Below are 19656 nucleotides of genomic sequence, written 5' to 3' on the forward strand. Positions count from 1 at the left end.
ATGGATTAATTAATATGAATAGCCAAGAATTTGATGAAGTTGTTAATAAAGTAGTAGCGGCCTTAGCTGCTAATGGGGTAGGTGTAGCTGAGCAAACTGTTGCTAATACAGCAACTCAAATATATTCAACAGAGTTGCCACCCATAGCAGATATCTTTGTGCCTAAGCCTAGCCTAGCACACTCTTATCAAATAGAATTGTTAGGTCTGCATTATTCATTTAAAGATTTAAAACAAGTGCTAGGAAATGCTGATATTAGCAAAGCAGGGGATCGTGTTGCTAATTTGGCAGCCGCTGATGAGGCAACCAGAGAGGCTGCAAGAGCAGTATTATCTAATCTAACCTTACAACATATTTTTGATAATCCATTAATTGATAATAATGGTAAAGTTGATTCAGTAATGCGCGTAAACTATGCCATCGACCATGCTGTTTTTGAGGAAATTGGATCATTAACGGTTGGTGAGTTTAAAGATTTATTAATGCGCTCTACTGGTAATGAAATACGTCGTTATGGTACAGCGTTAACAGGTGTTATGGCTGCGGCACTTACCAAATTATTAGACGTTCATGAAATGATTTTTTTAGCGCGAAAATTAAAAACAGGCGCTTCTGCTAAAGCAAGAACGTTATTAGGATTACCAGGTACACTTTCAACACGCCTACAACCTAATCATCCAACAGACAATCTCGATAGTATTACCATGTTACTTTATACAGGGTTAAGCATGGGTACGGGTGATTGTATGTTTGGTCTAAACCCTGCCATTGATACAGTTGATAATATCAATGCCGTATTAAATCATTTTAATAAGGTTCGTGAAGAACTTGGCGTGCCTACTCAAATTTGTGTACTTTCTCATATTAAAACACAGCTTGAATGTTTAGCTTCTGGGGCACCTGTAGAAATCATGTTCCAAAGTATTGCAGGAACTGAAGCAGTATTAACAGAAGAATTTGATGTTACGGTAGACTTATTAGATAAAGCCTACATGACGATGAAGGAAAAAGGTCCTTTAAAAGATATAGCTAAAAATTGGATGTATTTTGAAACAGGGCAAGGTAGTGAAGTTAGTTATAACAAGCATAATGGCATTGATATGACGACCACCGAAGCTCTTTGTTATGGACTAGCTCGTCGCTATAAACCCTTTATGGTGAATAACGTAACAGGCTTTATTGGCCCTGAAACCCATCTTGATAATTTTGAAATGATCTATTCTAATTTACAAGATCATTTAATGGGTAAATTACTTGGCTTGCCAATGGGTATGGCGCCTTGCTTCACGTTACATTCAAAAGTAACTACCGAAGGTCAGCAAATGGCTATTGAGCTATTAACGGCTGCAGGGGCTAACTACTATATGGATGTTTATTTAAACACTGACCGAATGTTAGCTTATTTTGATACCAGTGGTCATGATGACCAAACCATGCGTGAAATTTACAATTTAAAACCAGCTCCTGAATATTTACGTTGGTGTGTTGAAAAAGGTATTTTTATCGAAGACCAAGATGGCAATATTCAACGAGGCCCTAATTGGGGTAACCCAAGAATTTTCTGTAGCAGTGATAGTGAATATCAACGCTTAAAAGAGAATTTACCTGCTTCTTATGGTTTTGAAAATGCAGGTCCACGCCCAGCCAATAAAGTAATACGTTTGTTAAGAGCTAATCAGGCAGTTGCTAGAGAAGCTATTTATGCAGATTTGCAACAAGAAAAACTAGGAGATATTCAATTCCGTGTGTTAAGCACAGGGGCTGCTGATAAAGAAAGTCACTTAAATAATCCCGATTTAGGTAGCCATTTATCCCAAGATTCACGTAACAAACTGACTGCAGAAAATAATGATATTCAAATTATTGTTTCTGATGGTCTTAGTGCTGAAGCGACACACCATAATATTATTGAATTATTACCTGTATTAATGGATGGTTTAAAAGCCAAAGGGTTTACTATAGGGCAACCTATGTTAATACCTTATGGTCGAGTAAAACTAGCTGAAGATGTCGGTAATGTTGTCAATGCGAAAATTGTAGTTAATTTATTAGGAGAACGTCCAGGGGGTGATGCGTTAGCTTCTCGTAGTTTATCTGCTTATTTAAATTATCATATTACTGATGATGCTACCCGCCAAGCTGCCATTAACTTTAGTGGTAATGCTGATATTCAATACGAAGTATCAGTAGTTTCCAATATTTATGCAGGAGGTTTACCTCCAATGGAGGCTGCTAGTGTATTGGTAGAGTTTATTGCTGATATGCATCGCTTGAAAGCAGGAGGTAATAGGTTGGAGTCATTAAGAAAACGTTAACTTCTAATAAGTGGGAGGGATACTCCCACTTATTTATTAAATTGAATAGTTTTACTTTAAAAGGAAATAAGTCAGTGAAAAAAATTAAAATAGAAAAAACAATAGCAGGTGAGCTCATTGAAAGTTTTGAAGTACCTGTATTATTAATTAATTTATCTGCTAAATTTTTACCCAAAGCAGCCTTAAAAGAACTTGAAGAAAGAGGTATTGATATTAATACCATGCTAGAAGTAGCAAAAGCTGATGGGAAATACGCCTCAAATTTTGAAGTGATTGAGAATAATATAAAGACAAATATTTTTATTTCTTTAGTTTAAGGCAAAGATATTTAATCTTTTTTATCTTTTAACGCGACTGTAAATTTTTCAACAATATAATTGTATTCACCTTGCTGTGTACCAGTAGGGTCTAATGATAATATAGTATTTTCCCCTGTATCATCATAGTCATAAACTGCAATATCAAGATCTAGCTTTTTATTGAGATAGTTATATACATTTTTTCTTTGACGAATATGGGCAGGATAGTCTTGCTTTAATTGATTAATAGTGATTATTACTTTTTCTTTAGCTTTAATGTCAGTTATTAAATTTTTATCCTTAGTTTGTTCGGGCTTATCTTTTACCTCAAAGATATCCCTCTTAAATGTATTTCTAAGTTTATTTATTAGATCTAACATAGCAGCTCTACCCTGATGCTTTAAAATAGAATAAGGTATTTTATATAGTATTATAAACTGCCAGCATAAAAAAAGGTGCTAAATTTAGCACCTTTTTTATTAAGAGGGGGATGGTCATTAATCCCAAGTTAAAGCACCGCCAGTTTGATACTCAATAACACGTGTTTCAAAGAAGTTTTTCTCTTTCTTGAGATCCATCATTTCACTCATCCAAGGGAATGGATTAGTCACATTAGGGTACTCTTCTTTTAAACCAATTTGTACGAGGCGACGGTTAGCAATAAATTTTAGATATTCTTCCATCATGCTAGCATTCATACCTAATACACCACGAGGCATAGTGTCACGAGCATATTCAATTTCTAACTGAGTACCTTGTAATAGCATTTGACGGGCATCATCTTTCATGCCTTCGTCCCATAAATGTGGATTTTCAATTTTGATTTGATTAATCATATCAATACCAAAATTCAAATGCATTGATTCATCACGTAAAATATATTGGAATTGCTCAGCAACACCAGTCATCTTATTACGACGACCCATTGAAAGAATTTGACTGAAACCACAGTAGAAGAAAATACCTTCTAATACACAGTAGTAGGCAATTAAGTTACGTAAGAATTGCTTATCAGTTTCAACAGTACCTGTTTTAAAGGTGGGATCAGAAATAGAACGTGTATATTTTAGACCCCAAGCTGCTTTCTTAGCTACTGAAGGTACTTCGCGGTACATATTAAATACTTCACCTTCATCCATGCCTAATGATTCAATGCAGTATTGATAGGCATGGGTATGAATAGCTTCTTCAAATGCTTGGCGTAAAATATATTGACGGCATTCTGGATTAGTAATTAAGCGATAAGTGGCTAATACTAGATTATTTGCAACCAATGAGTCGGCAGTTGAGAAGAAACCAAGGTTACGCATTACGATACGGCGTTCATCTTCAGTTAAACCGTCTTGGCTTTTCCAAAGAGCGATATCAGCCGTCATATTGATTTCTTGAGGCATCCAGTGGTTAGCACAGCCATCTAGGTATTTTTGCCAAGCCCAATCATATTTAAAGGGTACTAATTGGTTTAAGTCTGCACGGCAGTTAATCATTTGTTTATCATCAACTTGTACACGACCTGAAGTACCTTCTAAATCATCAAGACCTTCTTGAATATCTAATTCATCAAGGGCTGCTTTAGCTCTTTTAACATCTTCTGAGTCTTCAGCATGAACAGCACGTGCTTCCATTGCTAAATCATCACCTACATGGTTTAGTTGTTCTTCAGAAGGGTTGGTAGCGGTGTTTATTTCTGCCGTTTTAGTGGTTTTTTTGGGGGCATCTTCACTATCAAAATCATCCCAACTTAACATAAGTTAATCTCCTTAGTGTAAGCACTATCAGATTGATAGTGCTTATGCATAATATGAAAATAGTTGTACAGCGATTATTGACAAGCTTCACAATCTGGATCATCAATACTACAAGCTTTTGGTACTGGAGCAGGTGCAACAGGCGCTTGTGGTTCTTCAATAGCGGATGATACAGCGTTTAGGGTGCCAGTATTAATGGTAGATTTTTCGGTACTGGTTGCAGCTAAGGCACGTAAGTAGTAAGTGGTTTTTAAACCTAAATACCAAGCCATACGATAAGTAACATCTAGCTTTTTACCAGAGGCTCCAGCCACATAGATATTTAATGATTGAGCTTGGTCAATCCATTTTTGGCGACGACTAGCTGACTCAATGATCCATTTTGGTTCTACTTCAAAAGCAGTTTGATAAAGTCTCTTTAAGTCTTCAGGAATACGTTCGATCTGTTGAACACTACCATCATAGTATTTAAGATCATTTACCATTACATTATCCCATAACTTACGTGCTTTTAAATCACGCACTAAGTAAGGATTAATAACAGTAAATTCACCTGATAAGTTAGATTTCACAAATAAGTTTTGATAAGTAGGCTCAATCGACTGAGAAATACCCGTAATATTAGCAATAGTTGCAGTAGGAGCAATTGCCATAATATTAGAGTTACGAATACCTTTTTTCACTAACTTGCGAATAGGTGCCCAATCAAAAGTAGTGCTTTTATCTACAGAGATATATTTGCTACCACGTTCTTCAATTAGAAGATCCATAGAATCTAACGGTAAAATACCTTTAGACCATAAAGAGCCTTCAAAAGTAGAGTAGGTGCCACGTTCTTGTGCTAATTCACAAGAAGCTTTAATAGCATAGTAACTAATTGCTTCCATCGATTGGTCAGCAAATTTAACCGCTTCCTCAGAGCCATAAGCAATATGCTGTAAGTAAAGTGCATCTTGGAAGCCCATTAAACCTAAGCCAACAGGGCGGTGTTTAGCATTAGAGTTTTTCGCTTGTGGTACTGCATAGTAGTTAATATCGATTACATTATCTAACATACGTACTGCAGTTTTTACGGTACGCGCTAGTTTTTCAGTATCTAACTTACCATCTACAATATGTTTTACTAAGTTAACAGAGCCAAGGTTACATACTGCAATTTCATCTTCATTAGTATTTAAGGTGATTTCAGTACAAAGGTTTGAGCTATGTACCACACCAACATGCTGTTGTGGGCTACGAATATTACAAGGATCTTTAAAAGTTACCCAAGGGTGACCTGTTTCAAATACCATGGATAACATTTTGCGCCATAAGTCACGGGCAGGCATTGTTTTAAATGCTTTAATTTTGCCGTATTTGGTTAGTTCTTCATAATACTCATAACGCTCTTCAAAGGCTTTACCAAAAAGATCATGTAAATCAGGTACATCAGATGGACTGAAGAGTGTCCATGAGCCATCTTCAAAAACACGCTTCATAAATAAATCAGGGATCCAGTTCGCTGTATTCATGTCATGAGTACGGCGACGGTCATCCCCTGTATTTTTACGAAGTTCTAAGAACTCTTCAATATCTAAATGCCATGATTCGAGGTAAGCACATACTGCACCTTTACGTTTACCGCCTTGGTTAACCGCAACAGCAGTATCATTTACTACTTTAAGGAATGGCACAACACCTTGTGATTTACCATTAGTACCTTTAATGTAAGCACCTAAAGCACGCACAGGTGTCCAGTCATTACCTAAACCGCCTGCAAACTTAGATAACATAGCGTTATCGTGAATAGCTTTATAAATACCTGATAAGTCATCTGGTACCGTTGTTAAGTAACAACTTGAAAGTTGTGGACGTACTGTACCTGAGTTAAATAGAGTAGGGGTAGATGACATATAGTCAAAAGAAGAAAGTAAGTTATAAAACTCAATAGCACGTGCTTCTTTATCTGCTTCCTCTAAGGCTAAACCCATTGCCACACGCATAAAGAATACTTGTGGCAATTCAAAACGAATACCCTCTTTATGGATAAAGTAGCGATCATAAAGGGTTTGTAAACCTAAGTAGGTAAATTGTTGATCGCGTTCATGCTGTAATGCTTGACCTAATTTGGCTAAATCGAATTGCGCTAAACGCTTATCAAGCAAATCAAACTCAATACCTTTTTCAATATAAACTTTTAATGCTTGTGGATAGAAATTTACCATTTCGTGGTGAGTAGCACGATCAGCTATGCCTAAGAAATCTAAAGCTTCAGCACGTAGTTTATCTAATAGCAAACGAGCAGTTACAAAAGAGTAGTTAGGTTCACGCTCAACCAATGTTCTGGCAGTCATTACAAGAGCCGTGTTGACATCTTTTTCTGCTACACCATCATAAAGATTCTTTAAGGTTTCTTTCTCAATGATGCTAGGATCTACTTCCTCTAAACCCTCACAAGCTTCTTTTAAAATGGTATTTAAACGGCCTAAATCTAAAGGTGCAAATTCACCTTTAGCATTAGTGACACGAATACTAGGGTGAGCTTGTTGCACAGTATTTTTAGCACGCTCTTGCTTACGAGCTTCACGATAAAGTACATAAGCACGTGCGATTTTATGTTCACCAGAGCGCATTAATGCTAATTCAACTTGATCCTGAATATCTTCAATATGGATTACACCACCTGAAGGCATACGACGTTTAAATGTAGCAGTAACCATCTCAGTTAATTGTTTAACAGCATCATGGATACGCGAAGAGGCGGCAGCATTATCGCCTTCAACTGCTAAAAAAGCCTTACTAATAGCAACAGCAATTTTATCATCAGTATAAGGGACAACCGTACCTGTTCTCTTGATAACATTAATTTGCCCTGGAATAGGGGCGTTTAATTCATTATCTAGCGTGTTATTGTCATCACGAGATACACCACTTAACATTTATGTCTCCTAAAATTTATTACAATGATAAAGCACTAAACACAATATATAGTATCTACTTTATTTCCTAGAGAAAGCTCCCTATTAGTCTTATAAGAACAACTTCTATAGACTTTTTAGGTTGTCAGAGCTTATCTAAAATTAGAAAAGTAATTACTAGGTATGGGTTAGCTTATTACTATATATAGTATTATATATTGACTTGAATATACAATATAGTGATATTTTAGTATTAGAACAACTAGTACTGTGGATAATTCTGTGGATATGTTATGGATATTTACTGTTATTCATTGAACTTACAATAGCCATGTTATTTTTTTATTAGAAGTGTAAATTCTAAGATTTTTAACTATTAGTCAGATACAATATATAGTGTTATGTATTTTATAAGATATTTCAATAGTTGAGACTATTAATGTTAATAAAGCAACGCCTATTATCAGAGAATGCAGTTGAATTACCTCATTTATCACCCTTATTAAAACGTATTTATGCAGCACGAGGTATTCAAAATAGTCAGCAACTTACTAAAGAGCTTGCTAATTTATTACCCTATCAAACCTTAAAAGGTATTGAGCAAGCAGTCGAGTTATTAATTACTGCCTTAAATAAGCAACAAGCTATTGTTATTGTTGGCGATTATGATAGTGATGGTGCTACCGCAACAACCGTAGCCGTTTTAGGTCTTAAAATGCTTGGGGCAAAGCATGTAGATTATTTAGTTCCTAATCGTTTTAAATATGGTTATGGCCTATCACCTGAAATAGTAGAATTAGCTATTGAACAATTTAATCCACAATTATTAATTACTGTGGATAATGGTATTTCTAGTGTTGAAGGTGTGGCTACTGCTAAAAAAGCAGGTTTAAGCGTTCTTATTACTGATCACCATTTACCCAGTGAAATCTTACCAGAAGCAGATGCTATGGTTAACCCTAATCAGCCAACATGTAATTTTCCTAGTAAAGTTATAGCTGGTGTAGGTGTTATGTTTTATGTATTAATTGCTTTAAGGGCAAAATTAAGGGAAGTAAACTATTTTACTAACCATAATTTGTCAGAGCCAAATCTTGCTGAGCTATTAGACTTAGTAGCATTGGGTACAGTAGCTGATGTGGTTGCTTTAGATAGCAATAATAGAACATTGGTATATCAAGGGTTAAAGCGTATTCAGAACGGTAAAGTTAGACCAGGTATTAAAGCTTTATTACAGTTAGCAGGTAAAGACTACACAAAAATAACTGCAACAGATTTAGGTTTTATTGTAGGGCCTCGTTTAAATGCAGCGGGTAGGCTAGATAATATGAAATTAGGGATTGATTGCCTATTAGCTGATAATGAAGCAGATGCTTATCAAAAAGCCAGTCAACTTGATGCCTTAAATAGAGAGCGCCGCAGTATTGAGCAGACAATGCAAACTGAGGCGTTACATAAACTAAAAGATATTACTTTGGATGATTTACCCTATGGCATTTGTTTATTTAATGAACAATGGCATGAAGGAGTAATTGGTATACTGGCTTCACGCTTAAAAGATAAATATCACCGACCTACTATTATTTTTGCTGCAACAGAGCAAGAAGGTATTATTAAAGGTTCTGCTCGTTCTATTAGCAATTTCCATATTAGAGATGCACTACAAAATATTGCCAGTCGTTATCCTGATTTAATAGATAAGTTTGGTGGTCATGCAATGGCTGCGGGTTTAACACTTGCTAGAGAAAAACTAACATTATTCCAAGAAGCATTTAACCAAGAAGCACAACAACAAATCACTGAAGAGCAATTACAACAGGTTATTTTAACTGATGGTTCATTAGACAAAGCAGATTTCTGCTTGGAGCAGGCACAATTATTAATGGATGCTGGCCCTTGGGGGCAAGGATTTCCTGAACCTCTTTTTGATGGAGTGTTTTGGATTGAACAACAACGTTTATTAAAAGAAAAACACCTAAAATTAGTATTAAGAACAGCCGACAAACAACATCAACTAGAAGCCATAGCATTTAATGTTGATAAAAATATATGGCCTAATAGCACAATAAAACAAGCCAATATAGTCTATAAGTTAATGGTAAATGAGTATAAAGGACAGCAAAGTGTACAATTACTGGTTTCTCATTTACTACCTATATAATTGAGATAGAATAAAAAAAGGCAACTAATAAGTTGCCTTTTTTATGTACTATCATTAATGCTTAATGAATCAATGTAGAAGGTACACCTGCATATTCTGCAATTGAAATAAGCGGTGATGGCCATACACCTACAAAGATTACAATCACAGCAATAGCTAATAAAACAATAGTAGCCGTTAGATGTGACCAATGAATATCTTTTTCTTCATTAGCATTAGCAGTAGGTTCAGCTAAGTAAAGTGTAATCATCACCCTTAAATAGTAGTATAAGCCTATAGCACTACCAACAACTACCATTGCAGTTAATAACCAAAGGTTAGATTCAACAGCCGTTCTTAATAACCAGAATTTACCGATAAAGCCGGCAGTTAATGGAACACCTGCTAAAGATAACATCATTACAGATAAAGAGATGGTTAATAATGGGCGACGCCAGAAAAGACCACGATATCTATATAAAGCGTCAGCATCACGATCTTGACAAGGTGACGACAACACAGTTACCACACTAAATGCCCCCATAGTGGTTGCAATATAGGTGAATAGATAGATAGTTGCTGTTTTGGCAGCAGTTACTTTAACTTCTGCTGTAGCCATTTCATTACTAGCTAATAGAATGATTAATAGATAGCCAAAATGTGCAATAGAAGAGTAACCCATAATCCGTTTTAAGCTATTTTGGAATAACGCTAATAAGTTACCTACTAAGATAGAAGCAATGGCTAAAATAGTAATAGCTAAATAAATCCAAGAGCTATGATGAATTGGAATGAACTCCATAAATCTTACTAACATAGCAAAAATAGCTAGTTTACTGGCTGTAGCTAAGAAAGCAGAAGCAGGAGCAGGGGCACCCTCATAAACATCAGGTGTCCATAAGTGGAAAGGTACTAATGATAATTTGAAAGATAAACCAACTATCATCAATACAACACCAAAATCAACTAAGACAGAGTGATTTGCTGTATTAAAAGCTTGCTCAATCGATAGGAAAGTAAGTTGGCCTGTTATTGCATAGACTAATGCCATACCAAATAACAAGAAACCAGAACCTGCGGCTGACAACACCATATATTTGATGCTAGCTTCTAATGAGCGGCGTTGGAAGAATGCATAACCAATTAAACCATACATTGGAATTGATAATAATTCTAAGCCAATAAATAAGCCTAATAAGTGCTTAGTACTTACTAATACCATACCACCTAAGGTTGAAAGAAGTAATAACAAATAAAACTCATCTCTATTACCTTTATAACCTTCTAAGTAAATATGGGCAAAACAAGTACAAGCCATAGTTACTAATACTAACGACAGGCTAGCAAAATAAGCATAATGATCAAAAATTAATAAACTGGTAACTTCAATTGAGCCACCTTCGGCATTAACTACTTTTAGTGCTGGAATGATAGCTATTAAAGTAAGCACCATACCAAACATAGCTATTATAGAAGTTAACGTCTGATTGCGTTGCCATGAAATGGATAGCATGGTCACGACAATCGTTGCACTAATTGCCAAAATTGGTAGTAGTGCTATAAAGTGATTTGCTGTTAATTGTATTTGTTCCATGAGCGACTACCGAGAAACGAGGTTAGGGGAGAACCAAGCATGCACACCATTCATAGTGGCTGCTGATGTATCCAGAACTGGTTGTGGATAAATGCCCAATAATATAAGCAGCACAATCAATATAAACATCATACCTAGTTCACGTTTACAAAGTCCCTGGATTGGTTCATGAAAATTACCACGTGTTGTTCCATAGAAAACACGTTGCATAACAATTAATGAATAAATAGAGGCTAACACTAAACCAAAGGCTGCAATAGAAACTGCAACTTTATCAGCAGGGAAGGCACCAATAAGAATCATAAACTCGCCCACAAAGTTACCTGTACCTGGTAAACCTAGCGAAGCAGCATTAAAGAACAGCATAATGGCAGGCAAGTAGGTAATTTTACCCCATAAGCCGCCCATTAAACGCATATCACGCGTATGTAAACGTTCATATAATTGACCACTAGAGATGAATAGTGCAGCGGCTGAGAAACCATGCGCAATCATCTGTATAACCACACCTTGTAGTGCTAGCGGGCTACCTGAGTAAATACCTACTAAGATAAAACCCATGTGTGAAATACTGGTATAAGCAATTAAACGTTTAATATCCGTTTGTTGGAACGCCAAAATGGCACCATAAATAATACTGAAAATACCCAACCAGATGGCAATAGGCGCAAACTCATGGGAGGCATTAGGGAATAAAGGAATTGCAAAGCGTAAGATACCAAAGGCAGCTGTTTTTAATAGAATACCTGCCAAATCAACAGAACCTGCTGTTGGTGCTTGCGCATGAGCATCTGGTAACCATGAGTGAATAGGTACAACAGGAAGCTTTACTGCAAATGCAATAAAGAAACCAAGCATTAAAATAAACTCAAGACCTCCTAAATTAGTACCTAGCAATTGCATGTAATCAAAAGTCATAGTACCTGTATTAGTGTAATGTTTAAGTGCTAAAGTAATAATAGACACTAACATTAACAAGCCACTAGCTTGAGTAAAGATAAAGAATTTAGTAGCTGCGTAAATACGCGTTTTACCATCTGAACCACTATGTCCCCATAAGGCAATTAGGAAGAACATAGGGATCAACATCGTTTCCCAGAATAGGAAGAAGAGGAATAGGTCAATAGCAACAAACACCCCAACTACACCACCTAAAATCCACATAAGGTTTAGGTAGAAGAAACCTACACGGCTGTTAATTTCTTTCCATGAACAGAGTACAGCTAATAAACCTAAAATAGCTGTTAATGTAATCAATAGAATAGATAAACCATCCATTCCTAAGTGAATACTAATACCTAATTGTGGTATCCAGTTCAAATGAAAGTAGAAAGCCCACCATTTTGATTGACCATCAGCTATTGCAAATGATGTTTGTAAATTAGGTGCATTTTGGAAATTGCCTGTACCCCAGAAATATAGGGACAAAGCAACAAGAAGCACCATCGTAAATAGGGCTATCCAACGTGGAAGAATATTACTGAGCCGTTCGGAAATCCAGCAAAAAAAGCCGCCGATTATCGGAATCAGGATTAGCCAAGGTAACAATAGGGACGACATGACAATATCTATTCCTTTTTATAAGTTTAAATCAGGCTACTGATGACATAAAAGTAATAAGCATTATAGCTATCAGTACTATTGCACCACCTACAAGAGAAAGTGCATACCAACGTAAACGACCTGTTTCTGTTAAAGTCATTAATTTATTACCGCCACGTACTACTAAAGGGATTAAACCAATGGCTTTATCACAAGGGTCTTTTACTAGTACTTTGGTAATGAACAAGTAAGGTTTTACAAATAACTTGTCATAAACCCAATCAAATCCCCAGCCATTTAGCCACCAACAACTAAAGAAGCGACCTATGGCACTTTCAGAGAGTTTCGTTACAAAACTACGTTTACCTAAATATAACGCAGCTGCTAGTAAAATGCCTGTAATTGCAATAATACCTGAAACAAGCTCTAACATATGCTTGCCATCAGTACTTGCAGCATGTTCAGGTGAAGCAAAAGCAGCACCTAATGGTGGTGTAATTAAAGCACCAATTCCTGTAGATAACACAATCAATATTGCTAAAGGTATTGCATGAGCAAGACCAGTACCTGCTGTAGCATGAGCTGCATGCTCATTAGCTGGCTTACCATGAAACGTAATAAAGATTAAACGGAAAGTATAGAGAGATGTCATAAAGGCACCTACTAAACCAGCAATCAATAAACCTGGATGATCGGCAGCCATTACTTCCCATAAAATTTCATCTTTAGAATAGAAACCTGCAGTTATAAAGGGTAGGGCACATAAGGCAGCACCACCAACAATAAAGCTAGCATAGGCTAATGGTAATTTCTTCCATAAACCACCCATTTTGAAAATATTTTGCTCATGGTGGCAAGAAAGAATTACAGAGCCAGAAGCTAAGAATAGTAAGGCTTTGAAGAATGCATGGGTCATTAAATGGAAAATAGCAGCATTCCAAGCACAAACACTAGTAGCTAAGAACATATAACCTAACTGACTCATAGTAGAGTAAGCAAGGATACGTTTAATATCGGTTTGTACTAAAGCAGAGAAACCTGCTAGTAATAAAGTAATTGCACCAATAATTCCTACTATTTCTAAGGTGAAAGTAGCAGGTAAGAATAGGAAGTTTAACCGAACTAATAAGTAAACACCTGCAGTAACCATGGTTGCAGCATGGATTAACGCAGACACAGGTGTAGGACCAGCCATTGCATCCGCAAGCCATGTTTGTAATGGTACTTGTGCAGATTTACCAATTGCACCACCAAATAAGAATAGGGTAGCAGCAGTAAGGTAAGGATCGGCTAGTTTATCTAAAATCATATCACTATTAGCTGCCATTTCACGTACGCTTAAAGAAAGTAATTCAGGTACTTTCCAAAGAATAATGAACATACCAATAGCCATTAATACATCACCAATACGAGTGATAATAAAGGCTTTTAAGGCAGCTGCACCATTTTTAGGTTCAGTATAATAGAAACCAATCAATAGATAACTACATAAGCCTACACCTTCCCAACCAAAATAGAGGAATAAAATATCATCGCCTAATACAAGGATTAACATAAAGGCAACGAATAGATTCATATAAGCTAGAAAACGTGAGTAACCTTCTTCACCACGCATATACCAAGAAGCAAATAGGTGAATTAAGAAGCCAACACCTGATACTACAGAAATCATAGTAACTGATAAGCCATCTATATAAAAACTTAGTTTTGGATTAAATAGAAGGTTTTCAGCATTAGTAGGGTCAGCTACCGTAATCCATGACCATAAAGGTACATGTGGCTCTGTAATATTGCCATTTACAAAATTGAAAGTTATCCAAGCAGCAGATAATGCAGCAAGGCCGATAGAGCCTACACCAATGACTGCTGATGCTGTTTCACTTAAACGCCCTCTAGAGAAAGCTAATAATAAAAAGCCAAGAAGAGGGAAACCGACTGTTAAATATACTGGGTTCATCCGCGCATCTCACTTGCTGCATCAATATCAAGGGTATGGAAACGACGATAAAGTTGTAATAGTAATGCTAGACCTATAGCAGCTTCAGCAGCAGCTAAAGCAATAATCATGATGTACATTACTTGACCATCAGCTGCATGAACTAATATATGTTTACCTGCAACAACCTTATCAACTACTACTGAAGTGTGGGCACTACCAGCTACCACAAAAGCTAAAGCAGCAGAATTCATTATGATTTCAAGGCTCATTAAAATAAATAATAAATCACGACGTATTAGCAAACCTATTAAACCTAAACTAAATAGGATGGCTGAAACTATCAGGCCGTGTTCAAGAGGAATATTTTCAAACATAATTTTTAGTCCTTCGCTTCTTCACGTCCCATATGATAAGCAGTCACAAGTGCTGCCAGTAATAACATAGAGGCTAGTTCTACTGCTAATAAGTATCTACTAAATAGCGATAAACCAACATCTATAGGCGGTACAGTAACATTGCCTATAGTTAATCCTGTATCACCCATACAAATAATGATAATAAACTCAATTAAAAGCAAAGATGATAATAATACAGGGCCTACCCATGTTTTCGGTGATAACCACTGTAATTCTTGATTAACAGTCTGTGTACCAAGATTAAGCATCATTACCACGAAGATAAAGAGCACCATAATAGCACCAGCATATACAATGATTTCTAAAGCGCCCACAAAAGGTGCGCCTAAACTAAAGAAAATCATTGCTACAGCTAATAAAGAAACAACCAAATACAACAACGCATGTACAGGTTTACTATTAGTAATCACTAATAGTGTCGCAATTATTGCAACGAAAGAAGAAAGATAAAAACAAAATGCTGCCATAATCTGTTGTCCTTTAAGGTAAAAGACTTTTTACATTAACAGGTTCAGCTTCATTTTCTGCTGCACCTTTTGGTTTGCCTTTAATAGCCATACCTGAGAAGGTATAAAACATATAGTTATGGTATTTGCCTGGACCAGAAATTAATAAATCTTCTTTGTCATATACCATATCTTGGCGTTTAAATTCAGCTAATTCAAAATCAGGTGTTAATTGAATTGCTGCTGTTGGGCAAGCTTCTTCACACATTCCACAAAATATACAACGTGAAAAGTTAATACGAAAGAATTCTGGGTACCAACGGCCATCTTCACGTTCAGCTTTTTGTAGTGCAATACAACCAACAGGGCAGGCTACTGCACAAAGATTGCACGCTACACAACGCTCTTCACCTAGTTGTCCTTCAGGAGCTGGTTCACGGGTTAAAACAATACGACCACGATAACGAGGTGGTAAATATACTTCTTGTTCTGGGTAGTTGATTGTATCACGCTTACGGAAAGCATGACTAAAAATCATCACAATGCTTCTTAGCTGTGTATAAGCACCGTGGATAACATGCCATATATATTTCATAACAGTCTCCTTAAGCCCCTTGTGCCAATAACACGAAGAAACCTGTAACCAATAGATTAATTAACGTTAATGGTAAACAGAATTTCCAGCCAAATAGCATTACTTGGTCATAACGTGGTCTAGGTAATGCAGCACGTATTAAAATAAACATCATCACAAAGAATAAAGTTTTGAGAGCAAACCAAACGATACCAGGTAATATAGGGCCATGCCAGCCACCAAAGAAAAGCACAGTTATCAATGATGAAATAAGCACAATACCTACATATTCACCTACGAAGAACATACCCCATTTCAAACCAGAGTATTCAATATGATAACCATCGGCTAAGTCTTGGTCAGCTTCTGGTTGGTCAAATGGGAAACGGTGAGTAACAGCTACACCTGCAATACAGAAAGTACAGAAACCAAAGAACTGAGGAATAATAAACCATAGACCTTGTTGAGCATTAACAATCTCATTCATATTAAATGAACCAGCTTGTAGTACCACACCCATTAAAGCCAAACCTAAGAATACCTCATAAGATACCGTTTGAGCAGAAGCACGCACAGCACCTAATAAGGCAAATTTATTATGACTAGCCCAACCACCAAATAATACAGCATATACTGCAATACCTGCCATGGCTAAGAAGAAGAGTAGGCCAATACTGGTATTACTTGCTACACCCCAAGTTGGCGTGATTGGCACAATAGCAAATGCAATTAAAATAGTACAAATAGAAATAAGAGGTGCTATGGTAAACAGTAGTTTATCTGCAAAGGGTGGAATCCAGTCCTCTTTGAAAAACATTTTAATCATGTCTGCTGCTAATTGTAAGCAACCAAAAGGACCTACCCGATTTGGGCCATAACGATCTTGCCATAAGCCTAAGAGGCGACGTTCGATCCAGCTAAGTAGCGCTGCAAACACAAACACCACAAGCATAATAACAATGGCCTTAATAGCAGATATAATAACTGCAAGCACTACATCAGAAGTTAACCACTCTATCATTGTGCTTTCTCCTGTAATTCTTGTAGGCTAGAAATACGTTGACCAAATAACTGTACTGGAATATTAGCAAAACCAACAGGTAGACCAACTAAACCTTTTTCTAAACCCATATTTAAACGTACTGTTAAGGCTATTTCTTGACCATTAATCGTAAGTTTAACTTGTTCATCTTCTTGTACATTTAAATGCGTCGCATCTGTTGTATTCAAAGCAATGTAAGGTTCTACAATGCGTTCTTGAATAGGTGCTGCTTTAGCAGACATTTCTTCTGAACCAAACAGATGATATAAAGGCACAACATAAAGACCTTCTGCTGACTCTGTAGTAGCAGTAAACCAAGGGAGTAATTCACCTTTATTGGCTAATAGGCGAATACCTGGATCGCCTGCACGTAGATGTCCACCCACTTCAGCTTGGAATTTATTCCATGCTTGTGGTGAGTTCCAACCTGGTGACCAAGCAAAAGATATTTGTTGACGCTCTGGGGAAGTACCTGCATAACCTTCCATAGAGAACGCAAATGCAGTATCAATATCTTGTGGCGCTCTTGGTTCATGTACATTCTTATTGGCTAGCATAGAAGTACGACCGCTATAACGATGTGGCTCACGAGCTAGTTTTAAACCTTTAATACGGAACGAAGCATCAGGTGCAGCATTTTTAATACCAGCTAACAGGGAGTTAGCATCAGCACAAGCATAAGTTACATGGTCTAACTGTGTCCAATCAATTGTCTTACTTTCTAAAGTGCTATGAACCGCATGAAGCCAACGCCAACTTTCTTTAACACAATTGCTTGCATCATAATAAGTAGGATCAAATACTTGGAAGAAACGTTGTGCACGACCTTCTTGACTTACTAGTGTACCATCTGCTTCAGCAAAACTAGCTGCTGAAAGTAGTAAATCTGCTTTAGCAGTAGTAGCTGTAGCTTGATGATCAATAACAATGACTGATTTAGCTGTTGCTAATACAGTATCGACCGTTTTGCTACCAGCACGACGGTAAAGGTCATTTTCTAAAACAATAACTACATCTGCTTTGTTCTCAGTAATAGCAGCAAAGCTATCTTCTAATGGTTTATTAGCAAGTAGAGCTAAACCAACGCTGTTTGCTTCTGGGAATACTAAGCTTAGTGCAGCATCTTTTTGTTTAAGTTTTAACGCATTAGCAATATTAGCTGTTGCTTCTAATAAGGCCTTTGAACCTAAAGAACAACCTGAAATAACTAATGGCTTTTTAGCTTTAATTAATGCTTCTGCAATTTGTTTGGCTTTCTCTTGTAATGCGTTTGATAAGCCAGATACAACAGGTGCCGTACTATCTAATTCATGTGCAATAGCGCAAGCTAGTTGTACCAATTCATTAGGCGTACCATGTATAGTTGCTTCTGCTGCATCATCTAAACGAGTATTAGCTACACTAGCAATAAATAATGGATTTTTAGCATGTTGTGCAATGTTTTTTACGGCTGCTGCTAACCAAGGTTGTACACCATATTGTTCATATTGGTGGGCCATATCAATGGCTTTACCTTTTACAGCTTGACGTACAGCTAATGCTAAACGTGCGGCCGTTTGGGTAAGGTCTTCACCTAAAATAAAGACAGCATCATGTTGTTCAACTTCAGTTACTGTTGGGGTAGGTAAGGGGCCATCTTGCATAATTTTAATAGCAAGATTAATGCACTCTAATTCGTTAGCTGCAATACCTGTTGAGAAATTATCTACGCCTACTAATTTGCTTAAAGCAAAGTTACTTTCTAAGCTAGCACGAGGGGAGCCAATACCTATTACTTTTTGATTCTTTAGTAAATCAGCTGCTTTATCTAGTGCTTCATCAATAGTAAGTACTTTTTGTTCTTTAACTAAGATGGGTTGTAAAGGGCGATCTTCACGATTAATAAAACCATAGCCAAAACGACCACGATCACAAAGGAAGTAACGATTTACTTCACCATTGTAACGGTTTTCAATACGTCTAATTTCACCATAACGTTCGCCAGCAGAAATGTTACAACCCATCGAGCAACCATAACAAATACTAGGAGCAAATTGCATATCCCATTTACGGTTATAGCGTTCTGAGTGAGTTTTATCAGTAAACACGCCAGTAGGGCAAATTTCTGTTAAATTGCCTGAGAATTCACTTTCTAAGCAACCATCTTCCACACGCCCAAAGTAAACGTAGTTATGAGCACCATATACACCAAGGTCTGTACCATCTGCATAGTCATTATAGAAACGGACACAGCGATAGCAGGCAATACAACGGTTCATTTCATGGTTAATGAAAGGACCTAAATCTTGGTTATTATGAGTACGTTTTTCGAAACGATAGCGACGTTTGCTATGGCCAGACATTACTGTCATATCTTGTAAATGACAATGACCGCCTTCTTCACATACAGGACAATCGTGAGGGTGGTTAGTCATCAACCATTCAATGACATTCTCACGAAACTTTTTCGCTTCTTCATCTGCAATAGATATCCAAGCACCATCAGTAGCAGGCGTCATGCAGGACATAACAAGACGTCCTACTTTATCATCTGCATCTTTATACTGTTTAACAGCACATTGCCGACAAGAGCCTACACTACCTAATGCTGGATGCCAACAGAAGTAGGGGATATCAAGTCCTAGAGATAGACAAGCTTGTAATAGATTGTCCGCTCCGTTAACTTCGTATTCTTTACCGTCTACATGGATAATGGCCATGGTTC

Annotated in this window: 14 protein-coding genes; 3 read left to right on the forward strand and 11 right to left on the reverse strand. The window is 36.9% G+C overall.

All coding sequences use genetic code 11. From position 1 onward, the window contains the following. Window positions 1-14: 14 nt before the first annotated feature. A complete protein-coding gene (gene eutB / locus MTZ49_RS11955; RefSeq protein WP_264745770.1) occupies window positions 15-2315 on the forward strand; it encodes an ethanolamine ammonia-lyase in 2301 nt (766 codons plus the stop codon). Window positions 2316-2389: 74 nt separating this feature from the next. Further along, window positions 2390-2632 carry a hypothetical protein gene (locus MTZ49_RS11960; RefSeq protein ID WP_264745771.1) on the forward strand — a complete coding sequence of 81 codons (243 nt, stop codon included), beginning with the start codon at window positions 2390-2392 and terminating at the stop codon, window positions 2630-2632. A gap of 11 nt (window positions 2633-2643) precedes the next feature. On the opposite strand, the gene MTZ49_RS11965 is transcribed toward MTZ49_RS11960, so the two are convergent. From MTZ49_RS11965 to MTZ49_RS11975, 3 genes are all read right to left on the reverse strand, one after another. Beyond that, the gene (locus MTZ49_RS11965; protein WP_264745772.1) at window positions 2644-2994 is read right to left on the reverse strand and encodes a hypothetical protein; all 351 of its coding nucleotides are present in this window, start codon (window positions 2992-2994) and stop codon (window positions 2644-2646) included. Between the two features lie 117 nt (window positions 2995-3111). Next, window positions 3112-4362: a ribonucleotide-diphosphate reductase subunit beta gene (locus tag MTZ49_RS11970; RefSeq protein WP_264745773.1), complete on the reverse strand. Its 1251-nt coding sequence runs from the start codon at window positions 4360-4362 to the stop codon at window positions 3112-3114. Between the two features lie 74 nt (window positions 4363-4436). Further along, window positions 4437-7280, reverse strand: coding sequence for a ribonucleoside-diphosphate reductase subunit alpha (locus tag MTZ49_RS11975; protein ID WP_264745774.1), 2844 nt, complete (start codon window positions 7278-7280; stop codon window positions 4437-4439). A gap of 418 nt (window positions 7281-7698) precedes the next feature. Between MTZ49_RS11975 and recJ the strand changes: the two genes are divergently transcribed. After that, on the forward strand, window positions 7699-9420 hold the full coding sequence (recJ, locus tag MTZ49_RS11980; protein WP_264745775.1) for a single-stranded-DNA-specific exonuclease RecJ: 1722 nt from the start codon (window positions 7699-7701) through the stop codon (window positions 9418-9420). A 61-nt stretch (window positions 9421-9481) separates the two neighbouring features. On the opposite strand, the gene nuoN is transcribed toward recJ, so the two are convergent. Genes nuoN through nuoG form a run of 8 tightly spaced genes read right to left on the reverse strand, consistent with a single transcriptional unit; the run spans window position 9482 to window position 19651 of the window. After that, on the reverse strand, window positions 9482-10984 hold the full coding sequence (gene nuoN / locus MTZ49_RS11985; protein ID WP_264747880.1) for an NADH-quinone oxidoreductase subunit NuoN: 1503 nt from the start codon (window positions 10982-10984) through the stop codon (window positions 9482-9484). A 15-nt stretch (window positions 10985-10999) separates the two neighbouring features. Beyond that, on the reverse strand, window positions 11000-12553 hold the full coding sequence (gene nuoM, locus MTZ49_RS11990) for an NADH-quinone oxidoreductase subunit M (protein WP_264745776.1): 1554 nt from the start codon (window positions 12551-12553) through the stop codon (window positions 11000-11002). Window positions 12554-12584: 31 nt separating this feature from the next. Continuing rightward, window positions 12585-14492 carry an NADH-quinone oxidoreductase subunit L gene (gene nuoL / locus MTZ49_RS11995; protein ID WP_264745777.1) on the reverse strand — a complete coding sequence of 636 codons (1908 nt, stop codon included), beginning with the start codon at window positions 14490-14492 and terminating at the stop codon, window positions 12585-12587. After that, a complete protein-coding gene (gene nuoK, locus MTZ49_RS12000; protein WP_264745778.1) occupies window positions 14489-14848 on the reverse strand; it encodes an NADH-quinone oxidoreductase subunit NuoK in 360 nt (119 codons plus the stop codon). Before nuoK ends, nuoL begins: the two co-directional genes overlap by 4 nt. 5 nt (window positions 14849-14853) lie before the next feature. Next, complete coding sequence (nuoJ, locus tag MTZ49_RS12005) at window positions 14854-15357, reverse strand: NADH-quinone oxidoreductase subunit J (RefSeq protein ID WP_264745779.1); 504 nt, start codon at window positions 15355-15357, stop codon at window positions 14854-14856. A gap of 13 nt (window positions 15358-15370) precedes the next feature. Beyond that, window positions 15371-15931: an NADH-quinone oxidoreductase subunit NuoI gene (gene nuoI / locus MTZ49_RS12010; protein WP_264745780.1), complete on the reverse strand. Its 561-nt coding sequence runs from the start codon at window positions 15929-15931 to the stop codon at window positions 15371-15373. A 10-nt stretch (window positions 15932-15941) separates the two neighbouring features. Continuing rightward, window positions 15942-16931 (reverse strand): NADH-quinone oxidoreductase subunit NuoH, encoded by a 990-nt coding sequence (gene nuoH, locus MTZ49_RS12015; RefSeq protein ID WP_413774149.1) that lies wholly within the window; start codon window positions 16929-16931, stop codon window positions 15942-15944. Next, a complete protein-coding gene (nuoG, locus tag MTZ49_RS12020) occupies window positions 16928-19651 on the reverse strand; it encodes an NADH-quinone oxidoreductase subunit NuoG (protein ID WP_264745781.1) in 2724 nt (907 codons plus the stop codon). The genes nuoH and nuoG overlap by 4 nt, the downstream gene beginning before the upstream one ends. Window positions 19652-19656 lie beyond the last annotated feature (5 nt).

This window comes from Entomomonas sp. E2T0, from assembly GCF_025985425.1.
Taxonomy (GTDB): Bacteria; Pseudomonadota; Gammaproteobacteria; order Pseudomonadales; family Pseudomonadaceae; genus Entomomonas.